The organism is Pseudomonas sp. SORT22, assembly GCF_018417635.1.
In the GTDB taxonomy this organism is placed as follows: Bacteria; Pseudomonadota; Gammaproteobacteria; order Pseudomonadales; family Pseudomonadaceae; genus Aquipseudomonas.
In genome coordinates this window covers 141,076-164,886 of the sequence record NZ_CP071007.1, presented here as the reverse complement: position 1 = coordinate 164,886, position 23,811 = coordinate 141,076, and the positions used below count along the sequence as shown (strand labels likewise).

Below are 23,811 nucleotides of genomic sequence, written 5' to 3'. Positions count from 1 at the left end.
CACAACTGCTCCTCGAAAGTCGACCAACCAGTCAGCTATGACTTGGCATAATTTGTGCCGACAAAATGCGCGCAGAGTATAGGGGCGGTTTAACCCCTATTCAACTGCCGGGTAGTGATTTCCGACTGCGCGCTACAAAAGGAATTGTTTCAGCGGATGTGAGCAAGGACACCTTGCAACTCATCTAGTGAGTTGTAACGGATAACTAACTGGCCCTTGCCCTTGTTGCCGTGGCGAATCTGTACGGCCGAGCCCAGACGCTCTGCCAGACGCTGTTCAAGGCGGGTGATGTCCGGGTCCGGCTTGGCAGGTTCTGCAGCCTCAGGCTTGCCGTTGAGCCACTGGCGAACCAGTGCTTCGGTCTGGCGTACGGTCAGGCCGCGTGCGACAACGTGACGCGCCCCGTCGACCTGCTGTTCATCCGGCAATCCGAGCAATGCCCGGGCGTGACCCATCTCCAGGTCGCCGTGGGACAGCATGGTCTTGATCACTTCCGGCAACGAGATCAGGCGCAGCAAGTTGGCCACAGTAACCCGCGACTTGCCCACGGCATCGGCGACCTGTTGCTGGGTCAGCTGGAACTCCTGCTGCAGGCGCTGCAGGGCAATGGCCTCTTCCACCGGGTTGAGGTCTTCGCGCTGGATGTTCTCGATCAGGGCCATGGCGATGGCCGCTTCATCGGGCACATCGCGGACCATGGCCGGGATGGTGTCCATGCCGGCCTGCTGGCTCGCGCGCCAGCGGCGTTCACCGGCGATGATCTCGAATTTGTTGTCGGCGATCGGGCGCACCACGATCGGCTGCATCACGCCCTGGCTCTTGATCGAGTGGGCGAGTTCTTCCAGTGCCTGCGGGTCCATGTCCCGGCGCGGCTGGTACTTGCCGCGCTGGATCAGGTCGAGCGGCAGGTGTTGCAGTTCCTTTTGGTCGACCTGGACAGCCTGCTCTTCGAGCGCGCTGACGGTCGGACCACTGAGCAGTGCATCCAACCCACGTCCGAGACCCCGTTTCTTAACGGCCATGCGGATTCCTTACGTTGTCTGTGCAGTGCGGGTTTGACGACGTTGGCGACGAACCAGTTCCCCGGCCAGGGCCAGGTACGCCAGGGCGCCACGCGATTGCTTGTCGTAGGCCAGGGCCGGCATGCCGAAGCTCGGAGCCTCGGCCAGGCGGATGTTGCGTGGAATCACGGTGTCGTACAGCTGGTCGCCGAAGTGTTCCTTGAGCTGCGCGGACACATCGTTGATCAGGCTCAGGCGCGGGTCGTACATGGTCCGCAGCAGGCCTTCGACCTTGAGCTGCGGGTTCAGACGCTCGCCGATCCGCTTGATGTTATCCACAAGGTCGCTCAAGCCTTCCAGGGCAAAGTATTCACATTGCATCGGAATGATCACGCCATCGGCAGCGACCAGGGCGTTGAGGGTCAGCATCGACAGCGACGGCGGGCAGTCGATCAGGATGTAGTCGTAATTCTCGCGGATCGGCGCCAGCGCGGTGCGCAGGCGGCTCTCCTTCATCTGCATTTCCAGCAGAACCACTTCGGCAGCGGTCAGGTCGCGGTTGGCCGGCAGCAGTTGATAGCCGCCGTGCTCGGAGAAGTGCATGGCCTGGGCCAGGTCGCATTCGCCGATCAACAGGTCATAGACCGAATGTTCCAGGACGTGTTTATCCACACCGCTACCCATGGTGGCGTTGCCCTGTGGATCGAGATCGATCAGCAGCACGCGGCGCTTGGTTGCCACCAGCGATGCTGCGAGATTGATACAGGTGGTGGTTTTGCCCACACCACCTTTCTGGTTCGCGATAGCGAATACCTTAGCCATTCTTGCTTGTGTTCCCAATCATGCCGTGCGGCGCAGTATCAGCAGATGGCGTTGGCCTTGGCAACCCGGAACGGTCAAGGCCTGCTCGCTATCCACTCTGAAATCTGCCGGCAATGCTACCAGCTCATCGGCAGGATGCAGCCCTTTCATTGCCAGCCACTGCGTCTGGGCGTCGCCGAGGTGGCGCGTCCAGTTGGTGAAGTTCTCCATGCTGCTGAAAGCACGGGAAACAATTCCGGTGAAAGGCAGCTCCGGTTGGAACTCCTCGACCCGCTTGTGGATAACTGTGAGGTTATCCAGTTTGAGCTCCAGCTTTACCTGGGTCAGGAAGCGGGTTTTCTTGCCGTTGCTGTCGAGCACCGTGACTTGCTTGTGCGGATGCAGGATAGCCAATGGAATGCCCGGCATGCCACCGCCGCTGCCGACATCCAGCCAGCGCTCGCTGTGGATAAACGGCATGACGCTGAGGCTGTCGAGCAGATGGCGGGACACCATTTCGTCCGGATTGCGCACGGCGGTCAGGTTGTAGGCCTTGTTCCACTTGATCAGCAAGGCCAGGTAGGCCAGCAGTTGTGCATGCTGGGCCTCGCTCAGCTCGACACCGAGCTGGCGGGCGCCTGTGGACAACTCTTCGGCGTGTTGAGGGGTGACCTGAGAACTCAAGCGCTTTGCTCCAACTCGCGGCCTGCGCCGCGTTTTTTCAGATGAATCAGCAACAGGGAAATCGCCGCCGGGGTCACGCCGGGGATACGCGAAGCCTGGCCCAGGGTCTCGGGCCGGGTCTGGCCGAGCTTGCCCTGGATTTCCTTGGACAACCCGGAAATACCGCTGTAGTCGATATCGTCGGGCAGGCGGGTGTCTTCGCTGGCGCGCAGCCGGGCGATTTCTTCCTGTTGCCGGTCGATGTAGCCGGCGTATTTGGTTTTGATCTCGACCTGTTCGGCGACTTGCTGGTCGATATCCGAGCCGCCGGTGACTTCCATCAGCCCGGCGTAATCGATTTCCGGACGGGTCAGCAGGTTGAGCAGGTTGTATTCATGGCTCAACGGCGTGCCAAATTTTTCGGCAATTGCCTGGCCTTGCGCGGTGTCTGGGCGTACCCAGGTGGACTTCAGGCGCTGCTCTTCCAGGGCAATGCCTTCGCGCTTGGCGCTGAATGCGGCCCAGCGCGCGTCATCGACCAAGCCCAGCTCGCGGCCTTTTTCGGTCAGGCGCAGGTCGGCGTTGTCTTCGCGCAGGATCAGCCGGTACTCGGCCCGCGAAGTGAACATACGGTAGGGCTCCTGGGTACCCAGGGTAATCAGGTCGTCGACCAGCACACCGATATACGCCTCGTCGCGACGCGGGCACCAGCTTTCACGGCCCTGGGCGCGCAACGCGGCGTTGGTCCCGGCAAGCAAACCCTGGGCGCCGGCTTCTTCGTAACCGGTGGTGCCGTTGATCTGGCCAGCAAAGAACAGGCCGCCGATGACCTTGGTTTCCAGGCTGTACTTGAGATCACGCGGATCGAAGTAGTCGTACTCGATGGCATAGCCCGGGCGCACGATGTGGGCGTTTTCCATGCCGCGGATCGAACGCACGATCTGCAACTGCACATCGAACGGCAAGGATGTGGATATCCCGTTCGGGTACAGCTCGTGGGTGTTCAGGCCTTCCGGCTCGATGAACACCTGGTGGCTTTCCTTGTCGGCAAAGCGGTGGATCTTGTCTTCGATCGACGGGCAATAGCGCGGGCCGATGCCTTCGATGACGCCGGAGTACATCGGCGAACGATCGAGGTTCGAGGCAATGATCTCGTGGGTACGGGCGTTGGTATGGGTAATCCAGCAGCTGACCTGACGCGGGTGCTGTTCCTTGGAGCCCATGAACGACATCACCGGAATCGGCGTATCCCCCGGTTGCTCGGTCATGACCGAGAAATCCACCGAGCGACCATCGATGCGTGGCGGCGTGCCGGTTTTCAGCCGGCCAACACGCAGCGGCAATTCCCGCAGGCGGCGCGCCAGGGCAATCGAGGGTGGATCGCCGGCACGGCCACCGGAGTAATTCTGCAAACCGATGTGGATAAGTCCGCCAAGGAAGGTGCCGGTGGTCAATACCACGGAGTCGGCGAGAAAACGCAGACCCATTTGTGTCACGACGCCGCGTACCTGGTCCTGCTCGACAATCAGGTCGTCGCACGACTGCTGGAATATCCACAGGTTGGGCTGGTTCTCGAGAATCTCGCGCACCACCGATTTGTAGATGGCGCGGTCGGCCTGGGCGCGAGTAGCGCGCACGGCCGGGCCTTTGCGGTTGTTCAACACACGGAACTGGATACCGCTCTTGTCAGTGGCCAGTGCCATGGCACCGCCGAGCGCATCGATTTCCTTGACCAGGTGGCTCTTGCCGATGCCACCGATGGCTGGGTTGCAACTCATATGACCGAGGGTTTCCACGTTGTGGGTCAGCAGCAGGGTTTTTACACCCATGCGTGCAGACGCAAGCGCAGCCTCGGTACCGGCATGGCCGCCGCCGATGACGATCACTTCAAAACGGGAAGGGAAATCCACCACGCACCTCGTGCCTGTTTCGGGAATAGATAGGGATAACGCACAAGTATAGGGACTTACCCCCCTCTAAAGGAACCTTTTGCACAAAATTTAACCAGGCTGTGGATGAATGGCGTGCAATAGAAATTAAAAGAGAGAAATTTATTAAAGCTTTGTTTTTATGTTTATTCTTAGTCAGCCACCTTTCTGTGGATAAGGTTCTACAGGCCTTTATTTATCTTATGTACAGAGATTCAAAACCCTGTGGTCTACCGGACATGAGCGTTCTGGATAAGCGCTTTAAGCCTGTGGATTAAATGGCCAGTTACCCACAAGCGCAGTTATCTCCAGCTTTGAAGGCCAGTTATCAACGGAGCTGAAGGTGGGTTTTCCACAGGGCTTATTTCAGAGAATTGTGGATAGACACGCAGGAGTGAGTACAGCGCGAGCACTGTGGCTGTACTGACCAGGAGAGAGGATTGGTGAAAATTTGATGCTGCAGCCGGGTCCGTTGCAGACCCGGCTGTGGATAACGACCTTTACTTGCCGATGCAGAAGCTGGAGAAGATTCGCCCGAGCAAGTCATCGGAGCTGAAAGCCCCGGTAATTTCACCCAAGGCCTGTTGTGCCTGGCGTAGATCCTCTGCCAGCAGCTCACCCGCACCGGCCAGGGTCAACTGCGCACGACCGTGCTCCAGGTGCGCGCTAGCCTGGCGCAATGCCTCCAGATGGCGCCTGCGGGCGCTGAAGCTGCTTTCGGCAGTCTGTTCATAACCCATGCAGGCCTTCAGGTGCTCGCGCAGCAGCTCCAGGCCCATGTCGCTGTCCTTGGCACTGAGGGTAATGGTGACGTGGCCATCTTCGCTCTGCTCCATGGCAATGGCTTCGCCGCTCAGGTCAGCCTTGTTGCGAATCAGCGTGACCTTGGCCGGATCCGGACGCAGATCGAGGAATTCCGGCCACAGGGCAAACGGATCACTGGCTTCCGGCGCTGTGGAATCCACCACCAGCAACACCCGGTCGGCTTCGTTGATGGCCTTGAGGGCGCGCTGCACACCGATCTTTTCCACATGATCGTCGGTGTCGCGCAACCCGGCGGTGTCGACCACATGCAGCGGCATACCGTCGATGTGGATATGTTCGCGCAGGATGTCGCGGGTGGTACCGGCGATATCGGTGACAATCGCTGCCTCGCGACCCGCCAGTACGTTAAGCAGGCTCGACTTGCCGGCATTCGGCCGGCCGGCAATCACCACTGTCATGCCGTCACGCAGCAAGGCGCCCTGCCCGGCTTCACGCTGCACTGTGGATAAATTATTGCGCACGTCATCGAGCATGCTCAGTACATGACCGTCGGCGAGAAAGTCGATTTCCTCCTCGGGGAAGTCGATCGCAGCTTCCACGTAGATGCGCAGGCTGATCAATTTCTCCGTGAGGTTATCCACACGACGGGAAAATTCGCCCTGCAGCGAGCGCAAGGCATTACGCGCCGCCTGTGTAGAACTGGCTTCGATCAGGTCGGCGATTGCCTCGGCCTGGGCCAGGTCGAGTTTGTCATTGAGGAACGCACGCTCGCTGAATTCACCCGGGCGCGCCAGGCGGCAACCCAGTTGTACACAGCGCTGCAGGAGCATATCGAGCACCACCGGGCCGCCGTGGCCCTGCAGCTCCAGCACGTCTTCACCGGTGAAAGAGTTGGGCCCGGGGAAAAACAGCGCGATGCCTTCATCCAGCACCAGGCCATCTTCCGCGCGGAACGGGCCGTAATGGGCGTGCCGCGGTGTTAGCGGTTTTCCACAGATGGCCAGCCCGGCTTGTTTGGCCAGAGGCCCGGATAGCCGCACGATCCCCACACCCCCACGTCCCTGGGCGGTAGCGATGGCGGCAATGGTTTCACGCACAGTGTTCATGCTCGAAGGCCTCACGACAAAAACGACAGATAGCAAAACGCCCCACGAGGGGGCGTTTATCCACAGGTTAGCTGGCTAACCCGTCAAGCAGCGGCTTTCTTGGTAGCCTTTTCGATGCTGCGGGTGATGTACCACTGCTGTGCGATCGACAGGCAGTTGTTCACAACCCAGTACAGCACCAGACCTGCAGGGAACCACAGGAAGAAGAAGGTGAAGATGATTGGCATCAGCTTCATCACCTTGGCCTGCATCGGATCCGGCGGAGTCGGGTTCAGTTGCTGCTGGATGAACATGGTTGCGCCCATGATGATCGGCAGGATGAAGAACGGATCCTTGATCGACAGGTCAGTGATCCAGAACATCCACGGCGCCTGACGCATCTCGACGCTTTCCAGCAGAACCCAGTACAGCGAGAGGAAGACCGGCATCTGCACCAGGATCGGCAGGCAGCCGCCCAGCGGGTTGATCTTCTCTTTCTTGTACAGCTCCATCATGGCTTGCGACATTTTCTGCCGGTCATCGCCATGCTGCTCTTTGAGGATTGCCAGTTTCGGCGCAACGGCACGCATGCGCGCCATCGAACGGTAGCTGGCAGCCGACAGCGGGAAGAACAGACCTTTGATCAGCATGGTCAGGACGATGATCGACCAGCCCCAGTTGCCGAGCAGGCTGTGGATATGTTGCAGCAGCCAGAAGATTGGCTGGGAAATGAACCACAGGATGCCGTAGTCGACGGTCAGTTCCAGACCTGGGGACAACTCTTTGAGCTTCTCCTGGATCTTGGGACCGGCGTACAGCATGGTGCTGGTTTCGCCTTTGCCACCAGCGGCAACGTTCAGTGCCGGGCCGGTGAAACCGATGATGTAGTTGCCCTGGCTGTCTTTACGGGTCTGAACGATGTTGTTGTCAGACTTGTTTGGAATCCAGGCAGTTACAAAGTAGTGCTGCAGCCAGGCAACCCAGCCGCCGGTAACATTTTCTTTCAGATTTCCCTTGTCGATGTCTTTCATCGACACCTTTTTGTAGGGCTCCGAACTTGTCCACAGGGCCGCACCGAGATAAGTCGCGGTACCGGTTGCGGTGCTCGAGGAAGGATCCGAGCTCGCGTCGCGCTTGAGTTGCGCGAACAGGTTACCGGTCCAGGGCTGGGCGCTCTGGTTGTCGATCAGGTAGGTGACGGTCAGGTCGTACTCACCGCGCTTGAAGCTGAAGCGCTTGATGTAGTTGACGCCGGCATCGCTGAACTTCAGGTCGACGACCAGTTGGTCCTGACCATCGGCCAGTTGGAAACTTTTCTGATCAGCGGCATACAGCGGACGGCCGGACGAACGCGCATCCGGGCCGTTGGCGCCAGTCAGACCGCTCTGTGCCAGGTAAGTACGCTCGCCACCGTTGTCGAACAACTGGAACGGAATGTCCGGATGATCCTGGCGGCGTGGGTATTTCGGCAGCGTCAGCTGGGCGATATCACCACCGTTTGGATCGATAGCCAGATCGAGGACATCAGTCTTGACCCGAATCAGGTCCTTGCTGACCACTACCGGGGCAAGTTCTGCTGGGCTGGATTCAGCGTTGGCGCTCGGTACATCGGCGCTGGCGCCAGTGTTACCGGCCTGCGCGGTGTCCGGCAGGGCCGGGGCAACGTTGCTGGCAGCAGTATTCTGAGTCGGCAGGGCAGCCTGGCCATAGTCCTGGTTCCAGTTAAGGACCATGACGTAGGACACGATTGCCAGGGCGACGATCAGGATCGTGCGTTTAATATCCATGATTACTCGGCTATCGAAGAAGTACGGGAAGAGGAGGCAGGTGGAACCGGGTCAAAACCACCGGCATTCCACGGATGACAACGCCCCAGGCGACGAACGGTAAGCCACCCGCCGCGTAAAAGGCCATGTGTTTCGATGGCTTCGTACGCATAGCAGGAGCAACTGGGGTAGAAACGACAGTGACTGGCCATCAGTGGACTAATGGCATAGCGGTAAAACTGGATCGGAACGAGCGCCAGTTTACGCATCTTGACTGTCTACCCCCACAGAGTCGGTGTTAACCACTGGAGCGGGCCGACTGCGTGCAAGGCGCTTCCAGAGCTTGCCAAAATGTTGGTGCAATTCTGGGTTTTCAATCTCGCCCAACCCTTTGCGCGCGACGATCACGATATCCCAACCAACAAGCGAATGCTGGTTCAGGCGAAACGAATCGCGCATCAGGCGTTTCAGGCGATTGCGTTGAACGGAGAGCTTGACGCTCTTTTTCCCGATCACAAGCCCCAGGCGGGGATGATCAAGACCGTTCTCGCGAGCAAGGATCAGCAGGCATTTCCCTGGAACCTTGCCGGTTGGGGAGTCGAAGACCGCTTTGAAGTGTCGGGGAACAAGCAGACGCTTTTCCCGACTGAAGTCCTGACTCACCACCAGTGCCGAAAAATCAAACTGCCAGGCGCTTACGGCCTTTGGCACGGCGACGCGACAGAACGGCACGACCGTTCTTGGTGGCCATACGGGCACGGAAACCGTGAGTGCGAGCGCGCTTGATGGTGCTTGGTTGGAAAGTACGTTTCATGGCGTGTTACCTGGTTCGTCGACAACGGGCCGGAATGGCCCCCGTTTTAAGAGACCGGCGATTCTAGAGAAAGCAGGGCCGTAGGTCAATTTCCAACCAGCTTTTCCTTATGGACGGAAAATCGGCTTCGTTCCAGGCACCGCTCGGGGTGTGCTGACAGGTTGCGAGTAACGGATCACTTAAACATAGAAAAAAAGAGAGGACTTATTTAAAGCTTTTTAGTGAATCTTATAAAGCTTATGTGGAAGATTTCTGTGGATAACACGCTACAGCCCTTTAAATATCGTATGTACAGAGAAAAGAAACTCTGTCGAGAAGAGGTGCTCTGACTGTGCTGTAGCCTCGGAAAAGCTGTGGATCAAATGGCCTGTTATCCACAGGCGGGTTATCCACCGATTTCGACCCCCAGTTGTGCAAAGACCTCAGGGTCGGTTATCCACAGGGCTTATTCACAAGCTCAAAACGACATTTTGGTCACTAAACTGCTGATTTATCGCCATCCTCAACGCAGCTGCATGTGGATAACTGCGCTGGCGCTGGGTACAATGGGCGCTTGTTTTTGCCTCACCGGCTTTCAACTCAGGGGATATCCGTGTCAGTGGAACTTTGGCAGCAGTGCGTGGAGCTTCTGCGCGATGAACTGCCTGCCCAGCAATTCAACACCTGGATCCGTCCGCTACAGGTCGAAGCCGAAGGCGACGAGTTGCGCGTCTATGCGCCTAACCGTTTCGTTCTCGACTGGGTCAATGAAAAGTACCTGAGCCGTCTGCTCGAACTGCTGGGTGAACACGGCAACGGTATTGCGCCTGCCCTTTCCTTATTAATAGGCAGCAGACGCAGTTCGGCACCACGTGCCGCACCCAATGCGCCGCTGGCTGCAGCCGTCGCCGCCTCGCAGGCCCAGGCTGCCCAAACCGCGGTGGTCAGCGAACCGGTCGCCGCACCTGTTGCAGCGCCGGCACCGGTGGCAGAAGTCGAGCAAGCGCCTTCGCGTGACAGCTTCGATTCCATGGGCGAGGCCAACGCCGCGCCAGCTCCAAGTGGCCGCACCGAACAACGCACCGTGCAGGTCGAAGGTGCGCTCAAGCACACCAGCTACCTGAACCGCACCTTTACCTTCGAGAACTTCGTCGAAGGTAAGTCCAACCAGCTGGCCCGCGCCGCGGCCTGGCAGGTTGCCGACAACCCCAAGCATGGCTACAACCCGCTGTTCCTGTACGGCGGCGTGGGCCTGGGTAAAACGCACTTGATGCATGCTGTGGGTAACCACCTGCTCAAGAAGAACCCGAATGCCAAGGTGGTGTACCTGCACTCCGAGCGTTTCGTCGCCGACATGGTCAAGGCGCTGCAGCTCAATGCCATCAACGAATTCAAGCGCTTCTACCGTTCGGTCGACGCGCTGCTGATCGATGACATTCAGTTCTTTGCCCGTAAAGAGCGTTCCCAGGAAGAGTTTTTCCATACCTTCAACGCCCTGCTCGAAGGCGGCCAGCAAGTCATTCTGACCAGCGACCGTTATCCGAAGGAAATCGAAGGCCTGGAAGAGCGCCTGAAGTCGCGCTTTGGCTGGGGCCTGACCGTTGCGGTAGAGCCTCCGGAGTTGGAAACCCGGGTAGCGATCCTGATGAAGAAGGCCGACCAGGCCAAGGTCGACCTGCCCCACGATGCGGCTTTCTTTATCGCCCAGCGTATTCGCTCGAACGTGCGTGAACTCGAAGGCGCCCTGAAGCGGGTGATTGCACATTCACACTTCATGGGCCGCGACATCACCATCGAGCTGATTCGCGAATCGCTCAAGGATCTTCTGGCACTGCAGGACAAACTGGTGAGTGTGGATAACATCCAGCGCACCGTTGCCGAGTACTACAAGATCAAGATCTCCGATCTGTTGTCCAAACGTCGTTCCCGTTCGGTAGCCCGTCCGCGGCAGGTCGCCATGGCCTTGTCCAAAGAGCTGACCAACCACAGCCTGCCGGAGATCGGCGACGTATTCGGCGGCCGCGATCACACCACCGTGTTGCATGCGTGCCGCAAGATCAACGAACTCAAGGAATCCGACGCGGATATCCGCGAGGACTACAAGAACCTGCTGCGGACTCTGACGACTTGATGAACGTCAGCGCAGCTTATTAAAGGCAAGGGACTAGACCATGCATTTCACCATTCAACGCGAAGCCCTGTTGAAACCCCTGCAACTGGTCGCAGGCGTCGTCGAGCGCCGCCAGACCTTGCCGGTACTGTCCAACGTACTGCTGGTGGTACAGGGTCAGCAATTGTCGCTGACCGGTACTGACCTGGAAGTGGAACTGGTTGGCCGCGTGCAACTGGAAGAGCCGGCCGAGCCAGGCGAAATCACCGTGCCTGCGCGCAAGCTGATGGATATCTGCAAAAGCCTGCCCAACGACGTGCTGATCGACATCAAGCTCGATGAGCAGAAGCTCGTGGTCAAGGCTGGCCGTAGCCGCTTCACCCTGTCGACCCTGCCGGCCAATGACTTCCCGACTGTCGAAGAAGGCCCAGGCTCGCTGACCTGCAACCTGGAGCAAAGCCGTCTGCGCCGCTTGATCGAGCGCACCAGCTTCGCCATGGCCCAGCAGGACGTACGCTACTACCTCAACGGCATGCTGCTGGAAGTGTCCACCGACACCCTGCGCGCTGTCGCCACCGACGGTCACCGTCTGGCCATGTGCTCGATGCGTGCCGATATCGGCCAGGCTGATCGTCACCAGGTCATCGTGCCGCGCAAAGGTATCCTCGAACTGGCGCGCCTGCTTACTGAGCCGGATGGCATGGTCAGCATCGTGCTGGGTCAGCATCACATTCGTGCTACTACTGGTGAGTTCACCTTCACCTCGAAGCTGGTCGATGGCAAGTTCCCGGACTACGAGCGCGTGCTGCCCAAGGGCGGTGACAAGCTGGTCGTCGGTGACCGCCAGGCACTGCGCGAGGCCTTCAGCCGTACCGCGATTCTGTCCAACGAGAAGTACCGCGGCATCCGTCTGCAACTGGCCAATGCCCAGTTGAAGATCCAGGCCAACAACCCTGAGCAGGAAGAAGCGGAAGAAGAAATCAGCGTCGAGTACAACGGTAGCTCGCTGGAAATCGGCTTTAACGTCAGCTACTTGCTCGACGTCCTGGGTGTCATGACCACTGAGCAGGTTCGTCTGATCCTGTCGGACTCCAACAGCAGCGCCCTGCTGCAGGAAGCTGACAACGACGACTCCGCTTACGTTGTCATGCCGATGCGTCTGTAATTTGTCCAGCAGACTCTAGATGTCCCTCAGTCGCGTTTCTGTCACCGCGGTGCGTAACCTGCACCCGGTGACCTTCTCTCCCTCCCCCCGCATCAATATCCTGTACGGCGCCAACGGCAGCGGTAAAACCAGCGTGCTGGAAGCCGTTCATCTGTTGGGCCTGGCCCGTTCGTTTCGCAGCACCCGCCTGACACCGGTGATTCAGTACGAGCAATTGGCTTGTACTGTGTTCGGCCAGGTCGAGTTAAGTGAAGGCGGTTCCAGCAACCTGGGGATTTCGCGGGATCGGCAAGGTGAGTTCACCATTCGCATCGATGGGCAGAATGCTCGCAGTGCAGCCCAGTTGGCAGAGATTCTGCCCCTGCAACTGATCAATCCGGACAGCTTTCGCCTGCTCGAAGGCGCGCCGAAAATACGCCGGCAGTTCCTCGATTGGGGGGTGTTCCACGTGGAACCCCGCTTCATGGCCACTTGGCAACGCCTGCAGAAGGCTTTGCGGCAGCGGAACTCATGGTTGCGGCATGGTACACTTGACGCTGTTTCGCAAGCGGCCTGGGACCGGGAACTGTGCCTGGCCAGCGCGGAAATAGATGAATACCGTCGCAACTACATCAAGGCCTTGAAGCCAGTCTTTGAGCAAACCCTGAGCGATTTGGTCGAGCTCGAAGGGCTGACCCTGAGCTATTACCGTGGCTGGGACAAGGATCGCGAACTCAGTGAAGTGCTCGCCTCCTCCCTGCAACGTGATCAGCACATGGGCCACACCCAGGCCGGCCCACAACGTGCAGACCTGCGCCTGAGACTCGGCGCCCATAACGCGGCTGACATTTTGTCTCGCGGCCAGCAGAAGCTGGTGGTCTGTGCATTGCGTATTGCTCAAGGCCATCTGGTTAGCCAAGCGCGTCGCGGCCAATGTATTTATCTGGTGGATGACTTGCCGTCGGAACTCGACGACCAGCACCGCCGCGCACTTTGTCGCTTGTTGGAAGACTTACGCTGCCAGGTGTTTATCACCTGTGTAGATCAAGAATTATTGAGGGAAGGCTGGCAGACGGAAACGCCAGTTGCTTTGTTCCACGTGGAACAGGGCCGTATCACCCAGACCCACGACCATCGGGAGTGAAGGCATGAGCGAAAATCAAACGTACGACTCCTCCAGCATTAAAGTGCTGAAAGGGCTAGATGCCGTGCGCAAGCGTCCCGGTATGTACATTGGCGACACCGATGATGGTAGCGGCCTGCACCACATGGTGTTCGAGGTGGTCGATAACTCGATCGACGAGGCACTCGCCGGCCACTGCGATGACATCACCGTAATTATTCACCCAGACGAATCCATCAGTGTTCGCGACAACGGTCGCGGCATTCCGGTCGACGTGCACAAAGAGGAAGGCGTATCTGCTGCCGAGGTCATCATGACCGTCCTCCACGCCGGCGGTAAGTTCGATGACAACTCCTACAAAGTATCCGGCGGTCTGCACGGTGTAGGTGTGTCGGTGGTTAACGCCCTTTCCGAGCAGTTGATCCTCACCGTTCGCCGCAGTGGCAAGATCTGGGAACAGACTTACGTCCACGGTGTTCCACAAGCGCCGATGAAAATCGTTGGCGACAGTGAAACCACCGGTACCCATATCCACTTCAAGCCGTCGGCTGAAACTTTCAAGAACATCCACTTCAGCTGGGACATCCTGGCCAAGCGGATTCGCGAACTGTCCTTCCTCAACTCCGGCGTCGGCATCCTGCTGAAGGACGAGCGCTCCGGTAAAGAAGAACATTTCAAATACGAAGGCGGTCTGCGTGCGTTCGTCGAGTACCTGAATACCAACAAGACCCCGGTCAACCAGGTCTTCCACTTCAGTGTTCAACGCGAAGACGGCGTGGGCGTGGAAATCGCCCTGCAGTGGAACGACAGCTTCAACGAGAACCTGTTGTGCTTCACCAACAACATTCCGCAGCGCGACGGTGGTACCCACCTGGTCGGTTTCCGTTCGGCGTTGACCCGTAACCTGAACAACTACATCGAGCAGGAAGGCCTGGCCAAGAAGAACAAGGTTTCGACCACCGGCGACGACGCCCGTGAAGGTCTGACCGCGATCATCTCGGTGAAGGTACCTGATCCGAAGTTCAGCTCGCAGACCAAAGACAAGCTGGTGTCCTCGGAAGTGAAAACAGCCGTAGAACAGGAGATGGGCAAGTACTTCTCCGACTTCCTGCTGGAGAACCCGAACGAAGCCAAGGCCGTTGTCGGCAAGATGATCGACGCCGCGCGTGCTCGTGAAGCTGCTCGTAAAGCGCGGGAAATGACTCGCCGCAAAGGTGCGCTGGACATCGCCGGCCTGCCGGGCAAACTGGCGGATTGCCAGGAGAAGGACCCTGCCCTTTCCGAACTGTACCTGGTGGAGGGTGACTCCGCGGGTGGTTCGGCCAAGCAGGGTCGTAACCGCAAGACCCAGGCGATCCTGCCGCTCAAGGGCAAGATCCTCAACGTCGAGAAAGCACGCTTCGACAAGATGATCTCGTCCCAGGAAGTGGGCACGCTGATCACCGCGCTGGGCTGTGGTATCGGCCGCGAAGAGTACAACATCGACAAGCTGCGCTATCACAACATCATCATCATGACCGATGCTGACGTCGACGGTTCGCACATTCGTACCCTGCTGCTGACTTTCTTCTTCCGTCAGCTGCCGGAACTGGTCGAACGTGGCTACATCTACATTGCCCAGCCACCGCTGTACAAGGTCAAGAAAGGCAAGCAAGAGCAGTACATCAAAGACGACGACGCCATGGAAGAGTACATGACCCAGTCGGCTCTGGAAGATGCCAGCCTGCACCTGGACGAATCCGCACCACCTGTTTCCGGCGTCGAGCTGGAGCGTCTGGTCAACGAATTCCGCACCGTGATGAAGACCCTCAAGCGCCTCTCGCGCCTGTACCCGCAGGAGCTGACCGAGCACTTCGTCTACCTGCCGGCGGTATCGCTGGAGCAGTTGGGCGACCACGCTGCCATGCAGGAGTGGCTGGGCAAATTCGAAGAGCGTCTGCGCACCAGCGAGAAGTCCGGCCTGCTGTACAAGGCCAGCCTGCGCGAAGACAAAGAGCGCAATGTCTGGCTGCCGGAAGTGGAAATCACCTCTCACGGCCTGGCCAGCTACGTCACCTTCAACCGTGACTTCTTCGGCAGTAACGACTACCGCACCGTCACCGCCCTCGGTGCACAGCTGAGCACCCTGCTGGGTGAAGGCGCCTACGTGCAACGTGGCGAGCGCAAGAAAGCCATCACCGAGTTCAAGGAAGCACTGGACTGGCTGATGACCGAAAGCACCAAGCGCCACACCATCCAGCGATACAAAGGTCTTGGTGAGATGAACCCGGATCAGCTGTGGGAAACCACCATGGACCCAACCGTGCGCCGCATGCTCAAGGTGACCATCGAAGACGCGATCGCTGCCGATCAGATCTTCAACACCCTGATGGGCGACGCCGTTGAGCCACGTCGTGAGTTCATCGAGAGCAACGCCCTGGCGGTGTCCAACCTGGACTTCTGATCAGCTGTAGGTTCAAAGTAAAGCAACATCATCAAGCCCGCTCACGCGGGCTTTTTGTTGTGCTGTTTTTCCTGTGTTGAGCTGTTCGGTTCAGCGCCCCTCTTCCTCGTCCTTTACTTCGCTCCAACTGCTGTCGGGGTCGAAACGGGTAATCGCGGCAGCGCGCTTGGCGCTGTCGCGGCCGAGGTCTTTCTCGAACAGTCCGCCGTCGTGGCTGATCATGAAGCTCATCACGCCCGTGTCGCCATAGTCCGCCGGCCAGGCGATCACGGCAAAGCCGCGGGTCATGTGATTACCGATCTTGTAGTCATAGGCGCCGCCCGGCGCCGAAGGGCCTTGGCCAGTGAGGATGCGATAGTGGTAGCCGTGCCAATCATCGCCCTTTGCGGTATCACCAAAAAGCGGTCCGAGCGGACTTTCTTCAACGCCCTCCTCTTGCGGCCAGTACAAACCGTCGAACTGCCCGTCGCTGCTGATGAGTTTCTGCGCGTACTCGAGTATCCCATCGTCATTGCGATCAACCTCGGCGTAATCCATCTGCGCGTCGTGATAGGCGCGCACTGATTGAATGGTCGCCAGCTCGTTGCGTCCGATGCGGCGCAGGCGGATTTCCGCGGCGCCGGCTTTGGTGTCGAATGCCCAACCGTCAGTACTGTGTCTGATGGGAATCGGGAACACCCAGGGCGTGTCGCCGACGACCAGATGTGCACGCTTCGGGTTGTCGGACTGAACCTGATGTTTTTCCTTGTAGAGGGCGAGAAAGGCATCGACATCTTTGCGATCGATGTTCTTGGTCGGGATGTAACTCTCCCAGTCGTTGCCAAGCAATTTCGCCAACAGTTGGCTATCGGCCTTTTCGCTACCAAGCGCCTGCACCAGTGCTTCGCCGGCGGCTTCGGGGTGTGGGAAATGTTCCTGAGCGTAGCTGCTGGACGTCCAGCACAGCAGCAGAATCAGCACAATTCGGCTAGCAGCATTCATGACTGATTCTCCTCTCAACGGCGACGGCCGCCACCGCCGGATTGCATCCGCGCGGGTCGTTGTACCTGGTGGCCCGCAGCGGCTGCAGATGGTCGGCTGGCGCTGCGTTGGCTGAGCTGGCCACGATTGCTTGCGATGCGTGACTGCGAAGGGTTGCGCACACCGGCCAACGCATTGTTGCGCGGTGCCTGGGCGCTAACATGTTGCTGACGAGCTTGCTGGCGTACTTGTTGGTTGCGCCCCGTTTGCTGAGGCTGGCGGTTGTTCTGCGGCGCCTGTGCTCGCTGGCGGGCCTGACCGTCATTTTTCAGTTGGCGGTCGGCAACCTGAGCGCGCTCGCGTGCGTTGCCGGACGGGTTGATGCCCTGTTTTTCCAGGCGCTGTTGGGCGCGCTCGCGGTCGGCACTCTGCACCCGTTGGCGGGCTTCAAGGTTGCTGGTTGCCGGTGCTTCGATGCCGCGCTGTGCCAGGGTTTCACGGGCTCGTGCGCGATCTTCGACCCGGGCCGGGGTGTCACCGCGGTAGGCTGTGCGCTCTGCACTGCCGGGTAAGCGTCGGTCGAACTGGGCTCGACTGGCCTGGTCGCGGTACGGGACGCCGTCGCGATACGCAGGATTATGGCGCCAGGTGTTCTGGTTGGCATCGAGCCTGCGGTTGACGTTGTTGATATTGTTGTAGCGATTGACGTTGATATCGACGTCATGATCGTCCCAGTCGCAATCCCCCCAGAGTGAATTGACGATTGCGACGCCTGCACCAAAAGCCAGGCCGGAGGCTAACGCCGTGCCGATGGCATACCCCGGTGGCGGCGGATAATACGCGGGTGGGTAGGACGGCGAGGACCAACTGCCGTACACCACGGAGGGGTTGTAGCTTGGTACGTATACAACCTGCGGGTTGGTAGGCTGGATAACGATAGTCTGTGCTGGCGCGGCACCTTGTACCACCGTTGTCGTGCCGCCTGCGGGGGCGCTTGATGGTTGCACGATAACCGTCTGCTGTTCGTTGGACTCCAGGTGCCCGGCAGCCTTGGCCTTGGCGCGCAGGCGCTGCACCGAGTTCATCACCGCGTCGGGCTGGGCGAGAAAGGCATCGCCGACGCGCTGCACCCAGACCGGGTCCTGGCCAAGTGTCGCCAGCACCTGCGGGAAAGCCACCAAGGATTGCACGCTGGGGTCCCACGGCTGCTCGGCGACCTGCTTGACCGCGGCATCACCGCTGACGTTCGGATGCGCCTTGGACCAGGCAACCGCGTCGGCGACATTGCCTGGATAGGTGGTGGCCATCAGCACCTGTGCGAGTAAAGCGTCCGGATACAACGCCAACGGTGCGAGCATTTGATCGAGCTGTTCGGTGCTGAACACCGCCTCGCTCGGCGCCGCCGGCGCGGCTGGTGTAGCCGGTGCAGCCGCTGCGGGTGCCGTAGCCGTGGCCTTGGGTTGCGCGTCCTCTTCGAAACAACCAGAAAGCGCGAGCATGGCGATGCTGAGCAGGATCGCCCGGTGAAGGCAGGAAGACATGACGATGCTCCTGTGGCAGAAAAGACAGAGCGGAACGTCAGGCGTCCTGGCACCTGGTTACCGACTCGGCAATCGACGCATGGAACGCTCTGCGGTGGGTGAGCAGTTTCAGCGTAGAAGAAAAAGCCGCAGTTGGTTGTCTTGCGTCAGTCTCAAAGACCCAGTTCGCGCAGGCGCCGGTACAAAGTGCGTTCACTCATGCCCAGGTGACGCGCCAGCTCGCTGCGTGATCCATTGAAGCTGTCCAGGGCCTGGGCCAGTTGCCCGAGGCTGTCTTTGCTGCGGCGGCTGATGCTTGGCGTCGGCTCAAGTCTCGAACCGAGCTCAGCAGGCAGGTGCTCGGCACGGATCAGTCCGTCGTCGGCGAACAGCCGCGCTCGTTCGAGGATATTACGCAGCTCGCGAATGTTGCCAGGATAGGCGTACAAGCTCAGTCGATTCATCGCATCTGGGTTGACCTTCGGTGCCGCCGCCCCTGCCATCCGTTGCAACAGGCTCTCGATCAACAACGGCAGATCGTCGACCCGTTCGCGCAATGCCGGCAAGCGGATCGGAAAACCGCTGATGCGGTAATACAGGTCTTCACGGAAGGTGCCCGCTGCAGCCATTTCCTTGAGCGGTTTGTGGGTCGCCGAGACCAGCCTGAAGTCGGAGTGAACCGTACGCAGGCTGCCGACCGGGCGAAAGCTGCCAGACTCGATCAGGCGCAGCAGTTTGACCTGCATCGCCAACGGTACTTCGCCGATTTCATCGAGGAACAAGGTGCCGCCATGGGCCGCTTCCGCCAGGCCGATCTTGCGCTGATGGGCGCCGGTAAAGGCGCCCTTCTCGTAACCGAATAGCTCGCTCTCGAATAACGACTCAGTCAGGCCGGTGCAGTCGACCACCACCAGTGGGCCGCTGGCCCGAGGGCTGCCCAGGTGCAGAGCGCGCGCAAACAACTCTTTGCCGGTCCCGGATTCACCCTGGAGCAACACCGGAATTTGCGCAGGTGCCGCGCGCTGCAGGCTGGCCAGTGCGTCCTGGAACGCCGCTGAGCGGCCGACCAAGCCTTGTTGCTGGGGCTGCGCCGAGGCGACGGTGATGCTGGTCAGGCGCTCGACGAACGCCACCACCTCACCTTGCTCATCGAGGATCGGGCGCAACTCGACATCCACATGTTCCGGCCCGCGCGGGGTGTGGTGCACATGCAGAACACGCTCGGGGACACGGCTGTCCCAGGCCTTGCGCATCGGGCAGTGTTCGCCGGCCTGGTCGCAAGGCACGGCGTAGTGATGGGACACCCGGTGGCACTTGGCGCCGATGGGCGGTTGGCCGTCGATGCCGAACTGGCGTCGGTAGGCGCCGTTGGCGGCAAGAATGTTGTAGTCGGTGTCCAGCACGATGGTCGGCTGGGCGTCGTGTTCGAGGTAGGACACCAGGGCCTGCACGGCAGGATGAGGAACAACAGTGGACGAGAAGGACATGGCGACACCTGGGCAAACTCGGGCGAAGCTTAACTGAAGCTGCCAGGGACTGCCAAAAACTGCCAACTGCTGCCATGTCACTGCCAACTATGCTGACAGTCTGGCAGTGTTTTTCCCTACGCAGCCCGCGAACATTGGGAAACAGCCTACCGGTTCGATGGCACATATCTTGATGACAGCCTGTCCATTGCCAGCAAGGCTTGATAGTTGGCACCTGTGATGAATTCGGAGCGTGGTAAATGATCATCGGCGGCAACTTGTATGTGGAGGCACTGTTCGACAGTGTCACCTCGACCATCAGCTATTTGCTGATGGACCGGAGCAGTGGCGACTGTGCCTTGATCGACAGTGTGCTGGATTACGATCCGAAGTCCGGACGCACCAGCAGTGCTTCGGCAGACAAGCTGATCGAGCGGGTGACTGAACTGGGCGGCAAGGTCCAGTGGATTCTCGAAACCCACGTGCACGCCGATCACCTGTCGGCGGCGGCTTACCTCAAGCAGGCGCTGGGCGGCCAGATTGCCATTGGCAGCCAGATCACCCAGGTGCAGAAAGTCTTCGGTGCGCTGTTCAATGCCGATGGCGGCTTCGCCCGCGATGGCAGCCAGTTCGATGTGCTGTTCGACGACGAGCAGCCCTTCACCATCGGCAACCTCAAGGCACGTGCCCTGCACACGCCCGGCCACACGCCGGCGTGCATGACCTACGTGGTGGAGGTCGACGGACAAAGCATCGCCTTTGTCGGCGACACGCTGTTCATGCCCGATTACGGCACCGCCCGTTGCGACTTCCCTGGCGCCAGTGCGCGCACTTTGTATCGCTCGATCCAGCGCATCCTTGCCCTGCCCGCCGAGACGCGCCTGTTCATGTGCCACGACTACCTGCCGGGTGGCCGCGAACTGCGCTACATGACCACGGTGGCCGAACAGCGCGCCAGCAACATCCACATCCGTGAAGGCATCAGCGAAGACAGCTTCGTCAGCATGCGCGAAGCCCGCGACGCCACCCTGGAGATGCCGGTACTGATCCTGCCTTCGGTGCAGATCAACATGCGCAGCGGCCAACTACCTGAACCTGAAGACAACGGAGTGCGCTACCTGAAGATCCCGCTCAACGTGCTCTGAGTTTCACCCCAGAATTTTTATTAGAAGGACCCTGCCATGCTTGCTCAACCCTCCCCTGCCGAGGTGCCGAAAGGCGACCACCATAAAGTGCTGATCGTCGGTGCCGGTGCTGCCGGTGTCGCTGCCGCCTCCAGCTTGATCTGCCGCGACCCTTCGCTGGATGTCGCGATCATCGACCCGGCCGATGTGCACTATTACCAACCGGGCTGGACCATGGTCGGCGCCGGTATCTTCCAGGCGCCTTCGACGGCGCGCACCATGGCCTCGACCATTCCCGGCGGCGTGCAGTGGATCAAGGCGCGGGTCGAGAGCTTTGATCCACAGGCGCAAACGGTGACGCTGAATGACGGGCGACTGCTCAGTTACGAACAGCTGGTGGTCTGCCCTGGGCTGAAGCTCGACTGGGATGCCATCGAGGGCTTGAGCGAAACCCTTGGGCGTAACGGCGTGACTTCCAACTACCGCTATGACCTGGCGCCCTACACCTGGCAACTGGTGCAGAACCTGCGTGAAGGCCGGGCGTTGTTCACCCAGCCGCCGATGCCGATCAAATGTGCCGGCGCACCGCAAAAGGCCCTGTACCTGTCGTGTGACCACTGGCTGCGCAACGGTCGGCTGGGCAACATCCAGGCGCAGTTTTTCAATGCCGGTGGCGTGCTGTTCGGGGTGCCTGACTATGTGCCGGCCTTGATGGAGTACATCGACAAGTACGCGGTAGACCTGCAGTACGCGCATCGCCTGGTGGCGGTCGATGGCCCGGGCAAGCGCGCTACCTTTGTGCGCTCCTTGCCCGATGGCAGCAGCGAAACCCGGGTGCAGCCTTTCGACATGCTGCATGTGGTGCCGCCGCAGGTTGCCCCTGATTTTATTCGCAACAGCCCACTGGCTGACCAGGCCGGCTGGATCGATGTCGACCCGGCTACCCTGCGTCATAAACGCTATGGCAACATCCACGCCTTGGGCGATGGCATCAACACCAGCAATGCCAAGACTGCAGCGGCTGCGCGCAAGCAAGCGCCGGTGGTGGCCAACAATGTGCTGGTGGCGCTGGGGCGCCTGCCCAACCTCGCCCACTACGATGGTTATGGCTCCTGCCCGTTGACTGTCGAACGCGGCAAGATCGTGCTGGCCGAATTTACCTATGGCGGCAAGCTGGCGCCGAGCTTCCCGCGTTGGCTGCTCGATGGTCGCCGGCCAACGCGCCTGGCTTGGCTTCTGAAGGCGCAGATCCTGCCACCGCTGTACTGGCGGTGCATGCTCAAGGGCCGTGAGTGGCTGGCCAAGCCGCGGGTTGCCGCCGAGGGCCTGCGGTGATCGAGCATCAATTTCTTGCGGCTGGGCTGGGCGCGATCATTGGTGCGGTGCTGGCGCTGACTGGCGCCGGTGGCGGCATTCTGGCCGTACCCTTGCTGGTATTCGGTCTGGGCTTGTCGATGGTCGAGGCGGCGCCAGTCGGCTTGCTCGCCGTCGGCATGGCGGCGGCGGTGGGTGCCCTGTTGGGCCTGCGCCAAGGTCTGGTGCGTTATCGTGCGGCGTTGTTTGTGGCGGTGATCGGCATTGCGATTGCGCCCTTCGGCTTGATGCTTGCCCATCGCTTGCCGAACGGGCCGTTGGCTCTGACTTTCGCCGTGGTGCTGGTCTATGCCTGTGCACGCATGCTGCTCAAGGCGCACCGCGAACTCCGTGGCCAGCCACCACTGGGCCAACGCATGGTCATGCCCTGTGTGCTCAACCCCTTGCAGGGGCGGCTGCGCTGGACCCTGCCCTGCGCACGCGCCCTGGCGTTTACCGGCGCGATGTCCGGATTGCTGTCGGGGTTGCTCGGGGTTGGCGGCGGCTTTGTGATCATTCCGGCGCTGAGCCGTTACACCAACCTGGACATGAAGAGCATCGTTGCCACTTCGCTGGCGGTGATCGCCCTGGTGTCGACCGGCAGCGTGGTCAGCGCCACGGTTGGCGGCGTCATGCATTGGTCTGTGGGCGCGCCGTTTGCCGGCGGTGCGGTGCTCGGGCTGCTGCTGGCGCGTCAGGTCGCCAGCAAACTGGCCGGGCCACGACTGCAGCAGATGTTTGCGACCGTGGGTATCTTTGCGGCAGTGCTGTTGGCGGCGAAAACCCTGGGCGGCTGAGGCCCTACTCCGCCAGCAAGGCGTCCTGCTCCTGCGCGCACAGGGCCAGGAGAAAATCCCAGACCACGCGCAGGCGCACCGACTTGTGCAGCTCACGGCGGGTACAGATCCAGTAGCTACGCTGGATGGTCTCGCTGGGCAGCACCCGCACCAGCGCCGGATCGTGGCGGGCCATGTAGTTGGGCAACACGGCAATGCCCAGGCCGGCGCGGGCCGCTTGTTGCTGGGCGATCACGCTGGTGCTGCGAAACACCACGTTGGGTGCCCGGCAGAAGCTGTTCAAAAACAGCAGCTCCTGGCTGAACAGCAGGTCGTCGACGTAGCCGATCCAGCTGTGCTTGGCCAGGTCTTCGCGGTGATTGAGCGCTGGTGCCTGGGCCAGGTACTCGGGGCTGGCGTACAGCGCCAAGCGGTAATCGGTAAGTTTGCGGGTTATCAACAGGTCGGCGTTGGGCCGCTCCAGGTGAATGCTGATCTCCGCTTCGCGGTTGAGGATGCTGACAAACCGCGGTACCGCCACCAGCTCCACCTCAAGGCCTGGGTAGCGTTCGAACAGGCTGCCCATGCGCGGGGTGAAGAACATGATGCCGATGCCTTCGGTGACTCCCAGGCGAATCTTGCCCAGCGGGGTGATGGCCTGGGTGATTTCTTCCTGGGCCAGCAGGGCGACGTTTTCCATGGCTTCGGCGTGCTTGAGCAGGGCCTGGCCGGAGGGCGTCAGTTCGTAGCCCTGGGCGTGCTGGACGAACAAGGCGGTACCCAGGCTCTGTTCGATATTGTCGATATGCCGGGCCACGGTGCTGTGGGTGGTGTTCAGACGTTTGGCCGCAGTCAGCAGCCGGCCGCTGCGCTGCAACTCGAGAAAAAACCGCAGATCATTCCAGTCGAACATGCTTTTCCTTGTGAATCAGGTGTTCACGGACGTTGTGTTAAAACGCACAGCACTTGAGTGAAATCTAACGTTTTCAT

20 protein-coding genes are annotated in these 23,811 nt (G+C 60.0%); 7 read left to right on the top strand and 13 right to left on the bottom strand.

Annotated elements, in window-relative coordinates; all coding sequences use genetic code 11:
- Positions 1-149 precede the first annotated feature (149 nt).
- From JYG36_RS00735 to rpmH, 9 genes are all read right to left on the bottom strand, one after another.
- On the bottom strand, positions 150-1,022 hold the full coding sequence (locus JYG36_RS00735) for a ParB/RepB/Spo0J family partition protein (protein ID WP_045199401.1): 873 nt from the start codon (positions 1,020-1,022) through the stop codon (positions 150-152).
- 9 nt (positions 1,023-1,031) lie between these two features.
- The gene (locus JYG36_RS00730) at positions 1,032-1,823 is read right to left on the bottom strand and encodes a ParA family protein (RefSeq protein ID WP_010222720.1); all 792 of its coding nucleotides are present in this window, start codon (positions 1,821-1,823) and stop codon (positions 1,032-1,034) included.
- 18 nt (positions 1,824-1,841) lie between these two features.
- Entirely contained in the window at positions 1,842-2,486 is a 645-nt protein-coding gene (gene rsmG, locus JYG36_RS00725; protein ID WP_045199399.1) for a 16S rRNA (guanine(527)-N(7))-methyltransferase RsmG, read from the bottom strand.
- The gene (mnmG, locus tag JYG36_RS00720) at positions 2,483-4,375 is read right to left on the bottom strand and encodes a tRNA uridine-5-carboxymethylaminomethyl(34) synthesis enzyme MnmG (protein WP_213602836.1); all 1,893 of its coding nucleotides are present in this window, start codon (positions 4,373-4,375) and stop codon (positions 2,483-2,485) included. The genes rsmG and mnmG overlap by 4 nt, the downstream gene beginning before the upstream one ends.
- Before the next feature lie 518 nt (positions 4,376-4,893).
- Complete coding sequence (gene mnmE / locus JYG36_RS00715; RefSeq protein WP_093377774.1) at positions 4,894-6,264, bottom strand: tRNA uridine-5-carboxymethylaminomethyl(34) synthesis GTPase MnmE; 1,371 nt, start codon at positions 6,262-6,264, stop codon at positions 4,894-4,896.
- Between the two features lie 83 nt (positions 6,265-6,347).
- Positions 6,348-8,030 (bottom strand): membrane protein insertase YidC, encoded by a 1,683-nt coding sequence (yidC, locus tag JYG36_RS00710; protein ID WP_213602835.1) that lies wholly within the window; start codon positions 8,028-8,030, stop codon positions 6,348-6,350.
- Positions 8,031-8,032: 2 nt separating this feature from the next.
- The gene (gene yidD / locus JYG36_RS00705; protein WP_080764817.1) at positions 8,033-8,278 is read right to left on the bottom strand and encodes a membrane protein insertion efficiency factor YidD; all 246 of its coding nucleotides are present in this window, start codon (positions 8,276-8,278) and stop codon (positions 8,033-8,035) included.
- Positions 8,271-8,675: a ribonuclease P protein component gene (gene rnpA / locus JYG36_RS00700; RefSeq protein ID WP_213604342.1), complete on the bottom strand. Its 405-nt coding sequence runs from the start codon at positions 8,673-8,675 to the stop codon at positions 8,271-8,273. Before rnpA ends, yidD begins: the two co-directional genes overlap by 8 nt.
- A 13-nt stretch (positions 8,676-8,688) precedes the next feature.
- Positions 8,689-8,823, bottom strand: coding sequence for a 50S ribosomal protein L34 (gene rpmH, locus JYG36_RS00695; protein WP_002551315.1), 135 nt, complete (start codon positions 8,821-8,823; stop codon positions 8,689-8,691).
- 592 nt (positions 8,824-9,415) lie between these two features.
- Here rpmH and dnaA point away from each other — a divergent pair.
- Genes dnaA through gyrB form a run of 4 tightly spaced genes read left to right on the top strand, consistent with a single transcriptional unit; the run spans position 9,416 to position 15,622 of the window.
- Positions 9,416-10,933 (top strand): chromosomal replication initiator protein DnaA, encoded by a 1,518-nt coding sequence (dnaA, locus tag JYG36_RS00690; protein WP_093377769.1) that lies wholly within the window; start codon positions 9,416-9,418, stop codon positions 10,931-10,933.
- A gap of 40 nt (positions 10,934-10,973) precedes the next feature.
- Positions 10,974-12,077 (top strand): DNA polymerase III subunit beta, encoded by a 1,104-nt coding sequence (gene dnaN, locus JYG36_RS00685; RefSeq protein WP_038997897.1) that lies wholly within the window; start codon positions 10,974-10,976, stop codon positions 12,075-12,077.
- Between the two features lie 19 nt (positions 12,078-12,096).
- Positions 12,097-13,200 carry a DNA replication/repair protein RecF gene (gene recF / locus JYG36_RS00680; protein ID WP_010222707.1) on the top strand — a complete coding sequence of 368 codons (1,104 nt, stop codon included), beginning with the start codon at positions 12,097-12,099 and terminating at the stop codon, positions 13,198-13,200.
- A gap of 4 nt (positions 13,201-13,204) precedes the next feature.
- Positions 13,205-15,622 (top strand): DNA topoisomerase (ATP-hydrolyzing) subunit B, encoded by a 2,418-nt coding sequence (gene gyrB, locus JYG36_RS00675; RefSeq protein WP_045199388.1) that lies wholly within the window; start codon positions 13,205-13,207, stop codon positions 15,620-15,622.
- 90 nt (positions 15,623-15,712) lie between these two features.
- On the opposite strand, the gene JYG36_RS00670 is transcribed toward gyrB, so the two are convergent.
- The 3 genes from JYG36_RS00670 to JYG36_RS00660 all read right to left on the bottom strand — a co-directional run bounded on the left by JYG36_RS00670 (position 15,713) and on the right by JYG36_RS00660 (position 19,589).
- Positions 15,713-16,603 carry a DUF2950 domain-containing protein gene (locus tag JYG36_RS00670; protein ID WP_213602834.1) on the bottom strand — a complete coding sequence of 297 codons (891 nt, stop codon included), beginning with the start codon at positions 16,601-16,603 and terminating at the stop codon, positions 15,713-15,715.
- Positions 16,604-16,617: 14 nt separating this feature from the next.
- Positions 16,618-18,123, bottom strand: a complete 1,506-nt coding sequence (locus tag JYG36_RS00665) for a DUF3300 domain-containing protein (protein WP_093377754.1) — start codon at positions 18,121-18,123, stop codon at positions 16,618-16,620.
- A gap of 152 nt (positions 18,124-18,275) precedes the next feature.
- Positions 18,276-19,589, bottom strand: coding sequence for a sigma-54 interaction domain-containing protein (locus tag JYG36_RS00660; protein ID WP_093377751.1), 1,314 nt, complete (start codon positions 19,587-19,589; stop codon positions 18,276-18,278).
- A 239-nt stretch (positions 19,590-19,828) separates the two neighbouring features.
- On the opposite strand from JYG36_RS00660, the gene JYG36_RS00655 reads away from it, so the two are divergent.
- The 3 genes from JYG36_RS00655 to JYG36_RS00645 are packed head-to-tail and all read left to right on the top strand — an operon-like array spanning position 19,829 to position 22,842.
- The gene (locus JYG36_RS00655; RefSeq protein WP_045199380.1) at positions 19,829-20,713 is read left to right on the top strand and encodes an MBL fold metallo-hydrolase; all 885 of its coding nucleotides are present in this window, start codon (positions 19,829-19,831) and stop codon (positions 20,711-20,713) included.
- Between the two features lie 36 nt (positions 20,714-20,749).
- Entirely contained in the window at positions 20,750-22,027 is a 1,278-nt protein-coding gene (locus JYG36_RS00650) for an NAD(P)/FAD-dependent oxidoreductase (protein WP_213602833.1), read from the top strand.
- Positions 22,024-22,842 (top strand): sulfite exporter TauE/SafE family protein, encoded by an 819-nt coding sequence (locus JYG36_RS00645; protein WP_213602832.1) that lies wholly within the window; start codon positions 22,024-22,026, stop codon positions 22,840-22,842. The genes JYG36_RS00650 and JYG36_RS00645 overlap by 4 nt, the downstream gene beginning before the upstream one ends.
- Before the next feature lie 4 nt (positions 22,843-22,846).
- On the opposite strand, the gene JYG36_RS00640 is transcribed toward JYG36_RS00645, so the two are convergent.
- Positions 22,847-23,734 carry a LysR family transcriptional regulator gene (locus JYG36_RS00640; protein ID WP_045199374.1) on the bottom strand — a complete coding sequence of 296 codons (888 nt, stop codon included), beginning with the start codon at positions 23,732-23,734 and terminating at the stop codon, positions 22,847-22,849.
- Positions 23,735-23,811 lie beyond the last annotated feature (77 nt).

Excerpts from the sequence above, each read along its gene's own strand:
- JYG36_RS00735 (WP_045199401.1), bottom strand. The coding sequence starts at position 1,022 with ATGGCCGTTAAGAAACGGGGTCTCGGACGTGGGTTGGATGCACTGCTC.
- JYG36_RS00730 (WP_010222720.1), bottom strand. The coding sequence starts at position 1,823 with ATGGCTAAGGTATTCGCTATCGCGAACCAGAAAGGTGGTGTGGGCAAA.
- mnmE (WP_093377774.1), bottom strand. The coding sequence starts at position 6,264 with ATGAACACTGTGCGTGAAACCATTGCCGCCATCGCTACCGCCCAGGGA.
- yidC (WP_213602835.1), bottom strand. The coding sequence starts at position 8,030 with ATGGATATTAAACGCACGATCCTGATCGTCGCCCTGGCAATCGTGTCC.
- yidD (WP_080764817.1), bottom strand. The coding sequence starts at position 8,278 with ATGCGTAAACTGGCGCTCGTTCCGATCCAGTTTTACCGCTATGCCATT.
- rpmH (WP_002551315.1), bottom strand. The coding sequence starts at position 8,823 with ATGAAACGTACTTTCCAACCAAGCACCATCAAGCGCGCTCGCACTCAC.
- dnaN (WP_038997897.1), top strand. The coding sequence starts at position 10,974 with ATGCATTTCACCATTCAACGCGAAGCCCTGTTGAAACCCCTGCAACTG.
- recF (WP_010222707.1), top strand. The coding sequence starts at position 12,097 with ATGTCCCTCAGTCGCGTTTCTGTCACCGCGGTGCGTAACCTGCACCCG.
- gyrB (WP_045199388.1), top strand. The coding sequence starts at position 13,205 with ATGAGCGAAAATCAAACGTACGACTCCTCCAGCATTAAAGTGCTGAAA.
- JYG36_RS00670 (WP_213602834.1), bottom strand. The coding sequence starts at position 16,603 with ATGAATGCTGCTAGCCGAATTGTGCTGATTCTGCTGCTGTGCTGGACG.
- JYG36_RS00665 (WP_093377754.1), bottom strand. The coding sequence starts at position 18,123 with ATGTCTTCCTGCCTTCACCGGGCGATCCTGCTCAGCATCGCCATGCTC.
- JYG36_RS00660 (WP_093377751.1), bottom strand. The coding sequence starts at position 19,589 with ATGTCCTTCTCGTCCACTGTTGTTCCTCATCCTGCCGTGCAGGCCCTG.
- JYG36_RS00655 (WP_045199380.1), top strand. The coding sequence starts at position 19,829 with ATGATCATCGGCGGCAACTTGTATGTGGAGGCACTGTTCGACAGTGTC.
- JYG36_RS00650 (WP_213602833.1), top strand. The coding sequence starts at position 20,750 with ATGCTTGCTCAACCCTCCCCTGCCGAGGTGCCGAAAGGCGACCACCAT.
- JYG36_RS00640 (WP_045199374.1), bottom strand. The coding sequence starts at position 23,734 with ATGTTCGACTGGAATGATCTGCGGTTTTTTCTCGAGTTGCAGCGCAGC.